The 13,641-nt window shown below is 62.9% G+C and carries 12 protein-coding genes; 9 read left to right on the top strand and 3 right to left on the bottom strand.

The genetic code is table 11. The annotated features are described in order from the left end of the window. The first annotated feature begins 4 nt into the window (after positions 1–4). The 8 genes from secD (at position 5) to NT151_00725 (ending at position 8,945) form a co-directional block, all read left to right on the top strand. Entirely contained in the window at positions 5–1,588 is a 1,584-nt protein-coding gene (gene secD / locus NT151_00760; GenBank protein MCX6537453.1) for a protein translocase subunit SecD, read from the top strand. 18 nt (positions 1,589–1,606) lie between these two features. Then, positions 1,607–2,596, top strand: coding sequence for a protein translocase subunit SecF (gene secF, locus NT151_00755; protein MCX6537452.1), 990 nt, complete (start codon positions 1,607–1,609; stop codon positions 2,594–2,596). A gap of 147 nt (positions 2,597–2,743) precedes the next feature. Then, a complete protein-coding gene (locus tag NT151_00750) occupies positions 2,744–3,553 on the top strand; it encodes an undecaprenyl-diphosphate phosphatase (protein MCX6537451.1) in 810 nt (269 codons plus the stop codon). 245 nt (positions 3,554–3,798) lie between these two features. Further along, positions 3,799–6,195, top strand: coding sequence for a sodium-translocating pyrophosphatase (locus tag NT151_00745; protein ID MCX6537450.1), 2,397 nt, complete (start codon positions 3,799–3,801; stop codon positions 6,193–6,195). Between the two features lie 259 nt (positions 6,196–6,454). Then, complete coding sequence (locus NT151_00740; GenBank protein ID MCX6537449.1) at positions 6,455–7,171, top strand: TonB family protein; 717 nt, start codon at positions 6,455–6,457, stop codon at positions 7,169–7,171. 104 nt (positions 7,172–7,275) lie between these two features. Beyond that, positions 7,276–7,950: a MotA/TolQ/ExbB proton channel family protein gene (locus tag NT151_00735; GenBank protein ID MCX6537448.1), complete on the top strand. Its 675-nt coding sequence runs from the start codon at positions 7,276–7,278 to the stop codon at positions 7,948–7,950. 93 nt (positions 7,951–8,043) lie between these two features. Beyond that, positions 8,044–8,475, top strand: coding sequence for a biopolymer transporter ExbD (locus tag NT151_00730; GenBank protein MCX6537447.1), 432 nt, complete (start codon positions 8,044–8,046; stop codon positions 8,473–8,475). Continuing rightward, complete coding sequence (locus NT151_00725) at positions 8,475–8,945, top strand: biopolymer transporter ExbD (protein MCX6537446.1); 471 nt, start codon at positions 8,475–8,477, stop codon at positions 8,943–8,945. The genes NT151_00730 and NT151_00725 overlap by 1 nt, the downstream gene beginning before the upstream one ends. 347 nt (positions 8,946–9,292) lie before the next feature. Here the strand turns inward: NT151_00725 and NT151_00720 are convergent, their stop codons facing one another. Then, positions 9,293–10,240, bottom strand: coding sequence for a tetratricopeptide repeat protein (locus tag NT151_00720; GenBank protein MCX6537445.1), 948 nt, complete (start codon positions 10,238–10,240; stop codon positions 9,293–9,295). Positions 10,241–10,572: 332 nt separating this feature from the next. On the opposite strand from NT151_00720, the gene NT151_00715 reads away from it, so the two are divergent. Next, positions 10,573–12,756, top strand: coding sequence for a bifunctional (p)ppGpp synthetase/guanosine-3',5'-bis(diphosphate) 3'-pyrophosphohydrolase (locus NT151_00715; protein MCX6537444.1), 2,184 nt, complete (start codon positions 10,573–10,575; stop codon positions 12,754–12,756). 15 nt (positions 12,757–12,771) lie between these two features. Here the strand turns inward: NT151_00715 and NT151_00710 are convergent, their stop codons facing one another. Next, positions 12,772–13,149, bottom strand: a complete 378-nt coding sequence (locus tag NT151_00710; GenBank protein MCX6537443.1) for a RidA family protein — start codon at positions 13,147–13,149, stop codon at positions 12,772–12,774. Next, on the bottom strand, positions 13,142–13,357 hold the full coding sequence (rpmB, locus tag NT151_00705; GenBank protein MCX6537442.1) for a 50S ribosomal protein L28: 216 nt from the start codon (positions 13,355–13,357) through the stop codon (positions 13,142–13,144). The genes NT151_00710 and rpmB overlap by 8 nt, the downstream gene beginning before the upstream one ends. Positions 13,358–13,641: the final 284 nt, after the last annotated feature.

The following is a 13,641-nucleotide window of genomic DNA, read 5'->3' as shown; positions in this document are numbered from 1 at the left end:
ACCCATGAAGAACTTGCGCATGAGGGTGGTGATCTCGCTCGTGGTGCTCGTGACCGCGGGCTGGTTTTTTTATCCTCTTTACCCGTATCCCTTCGAAGGAATCAGGCTGAAGCTGGGGCTTGACCTCAAAGGTGGCGTCCACCTGGTGCTCCGCGTCAATACCGACGACGCGCTGCGTCTCGACACCGAGACCACGATGGAGCAACTGCGGGAGGCCGTGGACGGCAAGGGGATTTCCGGCGCGGTCTTCTCGGGGGTGAGCCCGACGCAGTTCAAGGTCGAGGGCATCCCGCAGAATCAGGACGGCGCGTTTCGCGAGGCGGCCAACGAAGTGCAGGTCTCCTTCAACCGGGAATCCGGAGTCGGCGGCACCTACACCTTCACGATGAAGCCGAACATCATTGTGCAGTTGCGCGAAGACGCGGTGACACAGGCGCGGCAGACCATCGAGCGGCGAGTCAACGAACTGGGCGTGGCCGAGCCGGTGATTGCGCAGACGGGCGCCAACAACGACCAGATCATCGTCGAGTTGCCTGGTATCACCGAGGTGGCGCGCGCAGAGGAGATCATCCGGTCGACGGCTCTACTCGAGTTGAAGCTGGTAGAAGACGGTCCGGCGAGCACCAAGGAGAGCCTGCTCCAGTCCCGCAACGGGGCGATTCCCAACAACATGGAAGTCGTGCCCGGCGTGGGCGATTCGTCGCAGCGTGGTGAGCGGGCCGAAACCGTGTTCTACCTGATCCGGAAGGTGGCAGTGGTGACTGGGCGCGACCTGCGGAACGCCAAACCGACGATCGACACGAACGGTCGCCCGGCGGTCAGTTTCACGCTGAATCAGGATGGCGCCAGGAAGTTTGGCAAGGCGACCGGCGAGAACATCGGTCGCCGCCTGGCGATCATCCTTGACGGGCGGGTGCAGTCGGCGCCCAACATCGAGGGTCGGATCGACGATAACGGCCAGATCTCGGGTGGCAGCTTCACGCAGCAGGAGGTTCAGGACCTCTCGCTCGTGCTGCGTTCGGGCGCGCTGCCGGCGTCGCTCACGTACCTCGAAAAGAACACGGTCGGCCCGACGCTCGGTGCCGATTCGATCCGGTCCGGCATCATCGCATCCGCGGTGGGCTTGATCCTGATCATGCTGTTCATGCTCGCCTACTACAAGCTGTCGGGCGTGAACGCGGTCGTGGCGCTATCCTTCAACCTCGCGATCCTGCTCGGGCTGATGGCCTACCTCGGGGCGACGATGACGCTGCCGGGCATCGCGGGTTTCGTGCTGACGATGGGCATCGGCGTGGATTCGAACGTCCTGATCTTCGAGCGCATCAAGGAGGAGCTCGCCGCGCAACGCGGCGTGCGTCAGGCGGTCGATGCCGGGTTCAGCCGGGTCTTCCTCACCCTGCTCGATACGCACATCGCATCGCTGATTTCGGCGGCTTTCCTGTTCCAGTTCGGCACCGGTCCGATCCGCGGATTCGCGACCACGCTCTCGATCGGGTTGGTGTCCAACCTGTTTACGTCCACTTTCGTCTCGAAGACAATTTTCGAGCTGGTTCTGTCGGGCCGAAAGGTCCAGACGCTGAGCATCTAACGAGCGACGGCTGGCACCATGCAGATTTTCCATAATCCGAACTACAACTTTCTCCGGTGGCGCTGGCACGCGCTGATCCTGTCGTGGATTGTCATCGCGGCGGGCATCGGCGTCATCGCCACCAAGGGGCTCGCCCTCGGTGTCGAATTCTCCGGCGGCACCATCGTCATCCTCGAGTTCGACCAGACGCCGACCATCGACCAGATCCGTACTGCGCTCGATGCCGAAAAGGTCGGCGGCGGTGGGCAGAACATCGTGGTCCAGCGCTACGGCAAAGAATCGGAGCGCCGGGTGATGGTGCGGCTGCCCCATTCGGGCGAAGAGCAAGGCACCAGCCTCACCAGGACGGCCGACGAGGTGGTCAAGGCGGTTAAGGACGCCAACCTCGGCGGGTTCAAGCAGGTCGGCTCGCAGGTGGTCGGCCCAATTGTCGGCCGGGAATTGACCCAGAAGGGCTTTTGGGCCACGGTGCTCTCGTTGGCGGGATTGCTGGTCTATATCGGCTTCCGGTTCAGGCTGAGCTTCGGCGTCGGCGCCGTCGTCGCAACGTTCCACGACCTGCTCGTGACGCTGGCCTTCCTGGCATTTTTCCGCTACGACATGTCGCTCAATGTCATCGCGGCCATTCTGACGGTCACCGGCTACTCGACCAACGACACGATCGTGATCTTCGATCGAGTCCGGGAGAACCTCAGAGGCATGCGGCGCGACGCGATTGACGAGGTGGTCAACAGATCTATCAATCAGACATTGGGTCGTACCGTCATTACCGCAGGCACCGTGCTCATGAGCGTCATCGCCCTGTTCCTGTTCGGTGGCGAGGTGCTCAAGGGGTTTGCGTTCACGATGATCGTCGGCACGATTACGGGCACCTATTCGAGCGTGTTCATTGCCGCCGCCATCGTCACGTTCTGGCGCGGCAAGAACGCGCCGCGGGTGCCAGTCGCCGCTCCAGTCGCCGTCGACGCGGGGCCGAAAAAGAAGAGCAGCAAGCGGGATCGGGCATAGACGCTCGGGCCCCTGAGTGCTTCGACTCGCAACGATGGTGGCGTATTCAAGCAAGGCGATCTGGTCAACAGATTCGCTCAGCACTAAGTCCTGAGGGAACAAGTTCGTCACCGAACTTGTGAATCGAAGGACTGAGGCAGAATCCGGTTGGGTGTACTCGCAGCGATACTGCTCGGCGCCGTGCAGGGCTTGACGGAGTTTCTTCCCGTTTCCAGCTCGGCGCATCTGATTCTCGCCCGGATGCTGTTCGGGGTGGACGCCGATCGGCTTGGAATGGCGTTTGATGTGGCCTGCCACGTCGGCACGCTGCTCGCGGTGGTGGCGTTTTTTCGCCAGGACCTGCTCGCGATGGCGACGGCGGTTCCGGGCGTGTTCCAGCGCGCGGCAGACGGGGGGGCGAGACGGCTTCAACTCGTGGTCGTCGGAACGTTGCCGGTGATCGTCGTCGGACCGCTGGTCGCGGGCCGGATCGAGGAGCAGCTCCGGACCCCGCTCGTGGCGTCGGTCACGCTGGCGCTCGGAGCGCTGCTGTTTTTCTGGGTGGAGCGTGTCGGGTCGCGCAGCCGCGACGACGGGTCGCTGTCGACTGGCGAAGGCCTGGCGATTGGCGTCGCACAGGCGGTGGCGTTGGTGCCGGGCGTCTCGCGATCGGGCGCGACGATCACGATGGGCATGTTTCTGGGGTTGACCCGCGAGGGCGCCGCCCGGTTTTCGTTTGTGCTGGGCGTGCCGGCCATCATGGCTGCGGCTGGCCACGAAGGACTGCACCTGCTGAAGGGCGGGATGGGCCGCGACGATGCCATGATTTTTCTTCTTGGCATGGGCACCTCGGCCATCGTGGGGTACGCGGCGATCAAGTTCTTCTTGAAGTACCTGACCAGCCACTCGCTGGCCGCGTTTGCCTGGTATCGATTGGTCATTGCGGCCCTCGTGCTGGGGTGGTGGCTGGCTAGCTGAGTCCTTCGATTCATAAATTCGGCAACGAATTTATTCACTCAGGACTCAGTGCTGAGCGAGCATTTTTCAGCGGATCGCCTCGCAAGGTTGCGCGGCCGTGATTGCGAGTCGAAGCACTGAGGATTGCAGGAGTGGAGGAGATGATCATGCGGGTAATCGGGAATCACGGGCGGTCGCCGCAGCGGCGCGCCTGGGCAATCGCGCTGACGATGGTCGCGCTGCTGTCGTTGATGGGTACCTTCGTGATGGCGGCTGGTCACCAGACGCCGCAGACCGAGCCGCCTCAGGCCGCAGCCGAGCACCACGGCGGCGGTGAGGCCAGTCTCATCCTGCCCGACCTCGCCCAGGCGAAGTTCCTGGGGACCGACGGCCGGACCCTGCTGATGTTCGGGCTGCTGGTGTGTGTGGGCGGGTTACTGTTCGGCTACTACATTCACCACGACATCAAGAAGCAGCCGGTGCACGCCTCGATGGCGGAGATCGGCGACCTGATCTACGAGACGTGCAAGACGTACCTGCTGCAACAGGGCAAGTTCATCTTGATCCTCGAGGTGTTCATCGGGTCGGTCATCGTCTTCTACTACGGCTTCCTGCAGCGTTTCGAGGCCGAGCGCGTCCTGATCATCCTGGCGTTCAGCCTGGTCGGGATCGCGGGTTCGTACGGGGTGGCGTGGTACGGCATCCGCATCAACACCTACGCCAACTCGCGCACCGCGTTCGCCAGCCTGCGGGGCAAGCCGTTCGCGATCTCCCGCATCCCGCTGCAGGCCGGCATGAGCATCGGCATGATGCTCATCAGCGTCGAGCTGTTCATCATGCTGTGCATTCTGCTGTTCATTCCGGGAGACTACGCGGGTCCGTGCTTCATCGGGTTCGCCATCGGCGAGTCGCTGGGCGCGTCGGTGCTGCGCATTGCCGGCGGCATCTTCACCAAGATCGCCGACATCGGGTCCGACTTGATGAAGATCGTCTTCAACATCAAGGAAGATGATGCGCGCAACCCCGGCGTCATCGCGGACTGCACGGGCGATAACGCGGGCGACTCGGTCGGCCCGAGCGCGGACGGCTTCGAGACGTACGGGGTGACCGGCGTCGCACTGATCTCGTTCATCCTGCTGGCGGTGAACTCGCCGTTCGTGCAGGTGCAGCTGCTCGTGTGGATCTTCCTGATGCGCGTCATCATGGTGATCGCCAGCGGCCTGTCCTACATGATCAACAGCGCGATCGCGAAGGGGCGCTACGCGACGGTTACCAAGATGAATTTCGAGGCGCCGCTGACGTCGCTGGTGTGGCTGACGTCGTTCGTCTCGGTCGTTCTCACCTACATCGCGTCCTACCTCCTTATCCCGGACCTCGGCGGCGACACGACGCTCTGGTGGAAGCTGTCGACCGTCATCACGTGCGGCACGCTGGCCGGCGCGATCATCCCGGAGGTCGTGAAGATCTTTACCTCAACCGAGTCGGGTCACGTGAAGGAAGTCGTGAAGGCGTCGCGCGAAGGCGGCGCCTCGCTCAACGTCCTCTCCGGGCTCGTGGCCGGCAACTTCAGCGCCTACTGGCTCGGCATCGTCATCGTTGTGCTGATGGGGACGGCGTACTTCGTGAGCACGATGGGCCTCGGCGCGCTGATGATTGCCCCGGCCGTGTTCGCGTTCGGCCTCGTGGCCTTCGGCTTCCTCGGCATGGGGCCGGTGACCATCGCCGTCGATTCGTACGGTCCGGTCACCGACAACGCGCAGTCGGTATTCGAACTCTCCACGATCGAGCAGATTCCCGGCGTCAAGGCCCAGATCAAGAAGGATTACGGCTTCGACGTCGATTTCCGCCGGGCGAAAGACCTGCTCGAGGAGAACGACGGCGCCGGCAACACGTTCAAGGCGACAGCCAAGCCCGTGCTGATTGGCACCGCGGTGGTTGGCGCGACGACGATGATCTTCTCGATCATCTTCTTGCTGACCAACCGGTTGCAGCCAGAACTGGTGACCAACCTGTCGCTGTTGCACCCGCCGTTCCTGCTTGGTCTCATCACCGGCGGCGCGATGATCTACTGGTTTACCGGCGCTTCGATCCAGGCCGTGTCGACCGGGGCGTACCGCGCCGTCGAGTTCATCAAGGCCAATATCAAACTCGAAGGTGTGATAAAGGCCTCGGTCGCCGACAGCAAGAGAGTCGTGGAGATCTGCACCCAGTACGCGCAGCGGGGGATGTTCAACATCTTCCTCGCGGTGTTCTTCTCGACGCTGGCCTTTGCGTTTGTCGAGCCGTTCTTCTTCATCGGCTACCTGATGTCGATTGCGCTGTTCGGGTTGTTCCAGGCCATCTTCATGGCCAACGCCGGCGGCGCGTTGGACAACGCCAAAAAGATCGTCGAGACCGAATTCAAGGAAAAGGGCACGCCCCTGCACGCCGCCACCGTCGTCGGCGACACCGTGGGCGACCCGTTCAAGGACACCTCGTCGGTGGCCATGAACCCGGTGATCAAGTTCACGACCCTGTTTGGCCTCCTGGCGGTGGAACTGGCCGTCAAAGTGGGTGTGGATGCGGGCCTGGCGGTGACGCGTGGGCTGGCGGCGGTCTTCTTTATGGTGGCGGTCGTCTTCGTCTGGCGGTCGTTCTACGGCATGCGCATTGGGGCGAAGTAGGGGCCCCGCGAGTGGTCGCGCCTCTTGTCGGGGCGCGGCATGCCGCGCCCTTGTAGAGGTAATCCCGGGCTGGTGGGGGATATCCGACTGGCCCGGTCGGGGCCGATGGCCGATTTCTGATGTTTGGTGTCTAATTTCACAGGCGGTGGTCTGGAGCCCGACCCCGGTGGTCGGATTCGTTGACACCCCCAAGAGGCTCTGGCTATAATCGGCCGCCCTCGTCAACCGGGTGAGTCGAAGAGGTTAGGAGGAAAGACCGGTGCCACGCGACATGTTTGGGGACGTCACAAACCCCTCTATTACGCTCGGGAGCCGGAAGTGGTATACCGTTCCGCTCTCGATTCTCGTCCACACGCTCATCATTGCGCTTGTGGTGATCATCCCGTTGATGGCGGCGGACATTCTGCCGACACCACCGGCGATGATGGCGTTTGTGACGGCTCCGCCGCCACCCCCGCCGCCACCCCCGCCACCGCCTCCACCGGCGGCAGCGGTGCCCAAGCCCATACTGGACGTGAACCCGGCGGCCGCGCCCGTGACGGCGCCGTCGGAAATCAAACCTGAGACCGGCATCGAAGCGCCAGAAGGCGGCGTTGCCGGCGGGGTTGAAGGTGGAGTGCCCGGCGGCGTCTCTGGCGGCATCGTCGGCGGTCTGCCCGAAGCGCCACCTCCACCGCCGCCACCGCAGGCGCCGGTTCGCGTGGGCGGCAATATCCGTCCTCCGACCAAGGTCAAGAACGTCAATCCCATCTACCCGAGCATCGCCCAGTCAGCGCGCGTGCAGGGTTTCGTCATCATCGAGGCGACGATCGGGGCGGATGGCAAGGTGAAAGACGCGCGCGTGTTGCGCTCGATTCCGCTGCTCGACCAGGCAGCGCTCGAGGCGGTGCGCCAGTGGGAGTTCACGGCGACGCTGCTCAACGGCGTGCCGGTGCCGGTCATCATGACGGTGACGGTGAACTTTACGCTGCAGTAGGCCCTGTCGGTCGTGTCGACTGATGCGGGTGAGGGGGCCGTTTCTGCCGGCGCCCCGGTGAAAGTGGCAGGTAACATCGTTCGTTTTCTGGAGGATGGAGAGACATGAACCTCATTGATATGTGGAACCAGATGGGCTACTTCGCGAAAGCCATTGCGTGGGTATTGTTCATCATGTCCATGATTTCGTTTGGCGTGGCCATCGAGCGGTTTTACACCTTCCTGCAGGCGCGCAAGCAGTCCAGGCTGTATGCGCCTCAGGTGGCCAAGCACCTCAAGGACGGCCGCCTGAAGGAGGCCGTGGCGTTGTCGCAGAAGAAGGAATTCCGTTACAGCCATCTGGCGAAGGTCGTGCTGGCCGGCTTGAACGAGTACCAGTTTCAGACTGACACTGGCGGGTCCTCGCTGAGCCGCGAAGACATGGTCGACACCGTGCGCCGCGCCATCCAGCGCGCCTCCGCACTGACGGCCTCCGACCTCAAGCGCGGCGTCGCGGCGCTGGCGACCATCGGCGCGACGGCGCCGTTCGTCGGACTGCTCGGCACCGTCATCGGCATCATCACGGCCTTCCAGGGCATCGCGGCCACCGGTTCGGGCGGCCTCGGGTCCGTGTCGGCCGGTATCTCGGAAGCGCTCGTCGAGACCGCGCTCGGACTCGTCGTGGCCATCCCGGCGGTGTGGTTCTACAACTACCTGACGGGCCGGATCGATTACTTCAACGTCGAGATGGACAACTCTTCGTCGGAGCTCGTCGACTACTTCATCAAGAAGACCGCCTAGTCGTGCACGTCGCGGTCTCCTGCCAGGCCCCGGAGAGGGGCCGCGGGGCGCCGTGCGGGCAGATGCGGGAGTTAGACAGAGGAGACGGCGACTATGTCAATGGATGTGGGCAGCAGCAAGGGCGGCCTCAAGGCGGACATCAATGTCACGCCGTTGGTCGACGTCATGCTGGTGCTGCTGATCATCATGATGCTCATCGCGCCGATGTTGCAGCAGGGCGTGCCCGTGACACTGCCGCAGGCCGCCAACACCGCGGACAAACCTGAAACGCAGGAACAGACGGTGGTGGCGATTGACGCGAACAGGCAGATATACCTCAACGGCCTCCGGATCCGCGAGGATGAGCTGACGACTCAGATCACGCAGGCGATGGAGAACAAGAAGGAGAAGGTGGTTCTCATCAAGGGCGATAAGGACGCTCCATACTCTGCCATCATGGCGGCGATGGATCGGCTGCGGGCCGCGAACATCGAGAACATCGGTCTCATCACTGAACGCAAGATCGGTTCATCGGGAGGTCAGTGATGGCACACCACAAGCATTTCGGCGCCGAGGATAACGTCAAGTCGAAGGCACTGGTCGCGAGCGCGGACATGAACGTCACGCCGCTCATCGACGTTCTCCTCGTGCTGCTGATTATCTTCATGGCGGCGCTGCCGCTCACGCAGAAGGGGCTCGACATCAATCTGCCCCTCGACACCAAGCCCAAGGACCAGACCAACGATACGAGCACCCAGATCGTGGTCGAGTACACCGCCGACCGGCGCATCTCGGTGAACAAGCAGGACGTGACCATCATGGAGTTGGAATCGCGCCTGCGCAACATCTTCGAGCAGCGCAAAGACAAGACGATGTTCATCGTGGGCGACGGACGGTTGCGCTACGGTGACATCACCGACGTCATCGATGCCGCCAAGGGTGCGGGTGTCGAGAAGGTCGGCATCGTCACCGAGGGGATGCGCCAGGCGGCTGGCGTGAACACCGGCGGCAACTAGCCCGGAGCCCATCGGCGTTTCAATCTGCGACCGGCTGACCCGCTTCGTGCGGGTTGACTGGCCGTTTGTTTGTACGGGGCTAGGGCGCCAGAACCCCGTCCGCCACGCCGACGACCACAGGCAGGCTCCCCTGGGATCGCCACGCTCCAGCGTGGCCTGGACACGTGCCGGGCTGCCAGCCCTGAGGGAACTCGAAGGGGCGCCCGGCGTTCCCAGGAACTCGCCCGGTGCACGGCTGCCCCCAATGCCTAACCCCCAATCCTAATCCCCTGTACAGTCCAGGGGCCGTCCCAGCCACTAGCCGGGACGGCCCCCGAGGTCGTCTAGTAGCGGTGTCTGGCCGGCGTCTACTTGACGCCCGACACCTTCTTCTTTTGCAGTTCCTTCGCCTGAGCCTGGAGCTTCTCAGCTTCCTTGATCAATGCCGTCTGCCTGGCGGCGTCCTTCTCGAACGTTGCCTGGAGGCGGAGCAGGAGCCCCTTGTAGATGATGGCGTCCATGTAGTCGGGCTTGATCTGGAGGGCCTTGTCGATCGCGGTCATGCCCTTCGCTACGAAGTCCTTCTTTTCCGGTTCCTTGAGGCGGAAGTCCTTATAGGCCTTTTCCCAGTAGTAGGTCGCAATCGTGTAGTAGGCCTCCGGGTTGTTCGGCTCGATGGCGGCCCGCTGCGTCAGCGCCTCGATGGTCTTTCCGAATTCCTCCTGCCGATTGTAGAACCCGCCAAGCTGGAGGTAGACCATCGGGTCGTTTGGCCGCGCTTCCTTGGCCTTGAGCAGGATGGCCTCGGCCTTGTCGTACTCGCCTGCGTCTTCGTGGATTTTGGCGAGGCGGAAGTAACCGTCAGTGTCCTGGGGGTCGACCTGGATCATCTTCTCGACGATGGGCATCGCCTGGGAGGGATCGTTCATCTTGTCGGCCCCGTACGCGGACACGAGGAACTCGAGGGCGAGCTTGCGGTACTTCGGGTCCGTTTCCTTCTCCGAAGCCTTCCTGTAGTTCTCGATGGCCTTGGCCAGGTACTCGTCGTTCTCTTTCTCACCCTTGCGAGCCGGCTTGTACATGTTGTCGTAGCTGTTGGCCAGGTAGAAATAGGCCAGCGACATCTCGGGGTCGGCGGCGACCGCCTCCTCGTACAGCTTCGACGCCTTCTTGTACTCCTGCTGCTGGTACTGCACGTTGGCGTCCTTGAACGCCCGTTTCGCCTGAAGCTTACCGAACTGGCTGCACGCAACCAGCGACAGGGCCAGCCCCACGAGAATCGCCAGTGATGCGCCCCGCCAGAATCCCCTCAACATTGTGTCCCCCTTGCCTTACGCGCGCCGCGCGGCTTGAAGCGGCCGGAACCGGCCATCGGAATCAGAACAGATTGTAAAGACACCCAGCCGTCCCGAAGGCCCTGCGCCCCCATGGTCGCGGGAAGGGCAAACCCCCGAGCCGGGCCAGTATAGTGAACCGAAAACAAGTGAGTCAAGCAACCCGCCTTCGCCAAGGCTACGGCGGGCGAGCGACACGCGCCCCGCTCAATTGGGCCGGAAACCCGTCTTCCTTGACCGCCCACGGAACCCGTCCCTATGATGGTGCCTGGGCGGGCACAAAGACACCTGTCAACAATTAGACACCATCCGTCATGATTCGATTCGAAGACCTAGTCGAACGCGCCCAGGCCTACATCCCGGAAGCCGACATCGAGCAACTGCGCCGGGCGTACGTGTTCTCGGCGTTTGCGCACAAGGGACAGGTTCGCCGATCGGGGGAGCCCTACCTGGTCCATCCGCTCGAAGTCGCCTACTTTCTGGCGGATCTGAAGCTCGACCCCGCGGCCATCATCGCGGGCCTGCTTCACGACGTGGTGGAAGACACCCTGACCACGGTCGAACGGATCCAGGAGCTGTTTGGCCCGGAAGTCGCGCACCTGGTCGAAGGGGTGACCAAGATCGGCGCCATCCCATTTTCGTCCAGCGCGGAACGCCAGGCCGAGAACTTCCGCAAGATGCTGCTGGCGATGGTCGACGACATCAGGGTCATCCTGGTGAAGCTCGCCGACCGCATGCACAACATGCGGACGCTCCAGTACATGCCCGAAGACCGCCGGACCCGGACGGCACAGGAAACCCTCGACATCTACGCGCCGATCGCCAACCGCCTCGGGATGAGCCGGCTGAAGAACGAACTCGAAGATCTGTCGTTCCGGCACCTGGAGCCGGATGCCTACGAGGCGCTCAAGATCCGCGTGGAGAAGCGCCGCAAGGCGACCGAGGGCATGGTCGAGGAGCTCGTCCGCACGGTCGAGACCAAGATCCGCGAGGCCGAGATTCCCATCGTGGCGATCGACGGGCGGATCAAGCGGCTCTACAGCATTAACGAGAAACTGAAGCGCCAGAAGATTGAGCTGGAGCAGGTCTACGACTTTCTGGCGGTCCGCATCATCACGAAGACCGTCAAGGACTGCTACGCCAGCCTGGGCATCATTCATCACGCGTGGCCGCCGGTGCCGGGTCGCATCAAGGACTTCATCGCGATGCCGCGGCCCAACGGGTACCAATCGCTCCACACCTCCGTCATCAGCGCCCTCGGGATCCCGTTCGAGGTGCAAATCCGGACCGAGGAAATGCACCGTCAGGCTGAGGAAGGCATCGCGTCGCACTGGAAGTACAAGGAAGGCCGCGTCGGCGCCGCCAACGACGAGCGGTACTTCCAGTGGCTGCGGCAACTGCTCGAGTGGCAGCAGGAAGTGCGGGACCCGCAGGAGTTCATCCAGAATCTCAAGGTCGATCTGTATCCTGGAGAGGTCTACACCTTCACACCAAAGGGTCAGGTGAAGTCGCTTCCCCGCGATTCGTCGATCATCGATTTCGCCTACACGATTCACACCGACGTCGGGCATCGCTGCATCGGCGCGCGCATCAACGGCAAGATGATGCCGCTGCGCACGCGACTCAGGAACGGCGACATCATCGAGATTGTCACCAACCCCAAACACAAGCCCAACCGCGACTGGCTGAACTACGTCGTCACGACCCGTGCACGAAACAAGATCAAACAATTCCTGCACGGGGAGGAGAAAGAGCGGGCCGTCGACCTCGGCCGGAAGCTGCTCGAGAAGGAGGCGCGGCGTTTCGGTGTCAACCTGAAGACCTTGTTTGATGAGGACCTGCTCGACCGGATCGCCCCGGAATGGGGCGTGCCGAAGGCCGAGGATCTCTTCGCGGCGATTGGTTATGGCAAGGTTGGGGCCCGACAGGTCCTCACCAAGGCTGTTCCCGCGGATTCGCTTAAGGAGAAACGCGAGTCGGCTGTGACGGCGGCCGTCAAGCGGGCGATTGGCCTCGGCGGCGACCAGATCAAGGTCCTTGGCGCCGATGACCTGCTGGTGGTCCGAGCCCGATGCTGTAATCCGATTCGCGGTGAGAAGATCGTGGGCTACATCACGCGCGGCAAGGGTGTGTCGGTGCACTCCGCCACCTGTCCCAACGTGACCAACCTGATGTACGACCCGGAGCGCCGGATCGACGTCGAATGGGACAAGGGCAAGGAGTCCGGGCGCTATACCGTCAGGCTGACGGTGGAGGTCGAGGACCGGAAGGGCATCATTGCCGAGGTCAGCGCGCGGATCACCGGGGTCAACACCAACATCATCGACATCGACGCGCGTACCGACGAACAACAGCGCGGCTGGATCAAGGTCACTGTGGAAATCAGCGACCTGAAACACCTGGAGAAGGTGATGAAGTCGCTGAAGAGTGTGAAGGGCGTGATCGCGGTCGATCGGACTCGGGCTGTGCCGACCAGCAGCGGACAGGGGACGTTCTGAACTTGGTGTCCCGAATCAGAGAACGGCGACGATCTCGATTTCGACGCGCGCATCGCGCGGGAGCCGCGCAACCTGGACCGTCGAACGGGCCGGCGCCGGCGCCGCGAAAAACTCGCCGTAGACCGCGTTCATCGCCGCGAAATCATTCATGTCGGCCAGGAACACCGTCGTCTTGACGACGTGGTCGAACGACCCGCCAGCCGCCTTCAGCACGCCGGCGATGTTCTCGAAGACCCGGCGCGTCTGGGCGGCGATGTCACCGGCCACCATCGCCCCGGTCACTGGGTCGATGGGAATCTGGCCAGAGGCGAACAGCAGATTGCCGGCCCGGATGGCCTGTGAGTATGGGCCAATGGCCTGGGGCGCGTCGGTCGTGCTGATGGCATCACGCATGAGGAGTAACCGTCCTAGGCGCGGCCTTGACGACCTTGTTCGAGCGCAGGCACCGCGTGCACACGCGCATTCGCTTGACGCCACCGTTGACCGAGGCGCGGACCGTCTGCAGATTTGGCTCGAACCGCCTCGGCGAGACATTGTGGGCGTGGCTGACCTTACGACCCATCACCGGGCGCTTGCCGCAAATTTCACATTGCTTTGCCATACGTCATCACCTGACGCCCTTTGGTGGAAGGGTCCTCAGTGACCCCCAACCACGCAGGGCGGAAACCCTAATCATACCATGACTTCCAGCTCATTCCGAGCACTGCGGGTCGCCGGTAATGGTCTAGTTTCGATTTCTCGCGCGTTGCATCTGCGCGGCCACGGCGTACACTAGATCCATGCAGACCCGAACACGTCTACCCCGCGACACCAACCAACGCGCCTTTGCTGTCGTCCAGCAGGCGACAGGCCAGACTCCAGTCATCGCCCCGCCACCCGATACCC

This window comes from Acidobacteriota bacterium, assembly GCA_026393675.1.
Lineage (GTDB): Bacteria > Acidobacteriota > Vicinamibacteria > Vicinamibacterales > JAKQTR01 > JBAXOX01.
The sequence above is the reverse complement of the archived record's forward strand: the minus strand, read 5'-3'. Positions and strand labels throughout refer to the sequence as shown.

What these genes read in the sequence shown, in the direction of transcription:
- NT151_00715 (MCX6537444.1), top strand. Translation starts at nt 10,573, where the DNA reads ATGATTCGATTCGAAGACCTAGTCGAACGCGCCCAGGCCTACATCCCG.
- secD (MCX6537453.1), top strand. Translation starts at nt 5, where the DNA reads ATGAAGAACTTGCGCATGAGGGTGGTGATCTCGCTCGTGGTGCTCGTG.
- NT151_00710 (MCX6537443.1), bottom strand. Translation starts at nt 13,149, where the DNA reads ATGCGTGATGCCATCAGCACGACCGACGCGCCCCAGGCCATTGGCCCA.
- NT151_00725 (MCX6537446.1), top strand. Translation starts at nt 8,475, where the DNA reads ATGGCACACCACAAGCATTTCGGCGCCGAGGATAACGTCAAGTCGAAG.
- NT151_00735 (MCX6537448.1), top strand. Translation starts at nt 7,276, where the DNA reads ATGAACCTCATTGATATGTGGAACCAGATGGGCTACTTCGCGAAAGCC.
- NT151_00730 (MCX6537447.1), top strand. Translation starts at nt 8,044, where the DNA reads ATGTCAATGGATGTGGGCAGCAGCAAGGGCGGCCTCAAGGCGGACATC.
- NT151_00720 (MCX6537445.1), bottom strand. Translation starts at nt 10,240, where the DNA reads ATGTTGAGGGGATTCTGGCGGGGCGCATCACTGGCGATTCTCGTGGGG.
- NT151_00745 (MCX6537450.1), top strand. Translation starts at nt 3,799, where the DNA reads ATGGCGGCTGGTCACCAGACGCCGCAGACCGAGCCGCCTCAGGCCGCA.
- rpmB (MCX6537442.1), bottom strand. Translation starts at nt 13,357, where the DNA reads ATGGCAAAGCAATGTGAAATTTGCGGCAAGCGCCCGGTGATGGGTCGT.
- secF (MCX6537452.1), top strand. Translation starts at nt 1,607, where the DNA reads ATGCAGATTTTCCATAATCCGAACTACAACTTTCTCCGGTGGCGCTGG.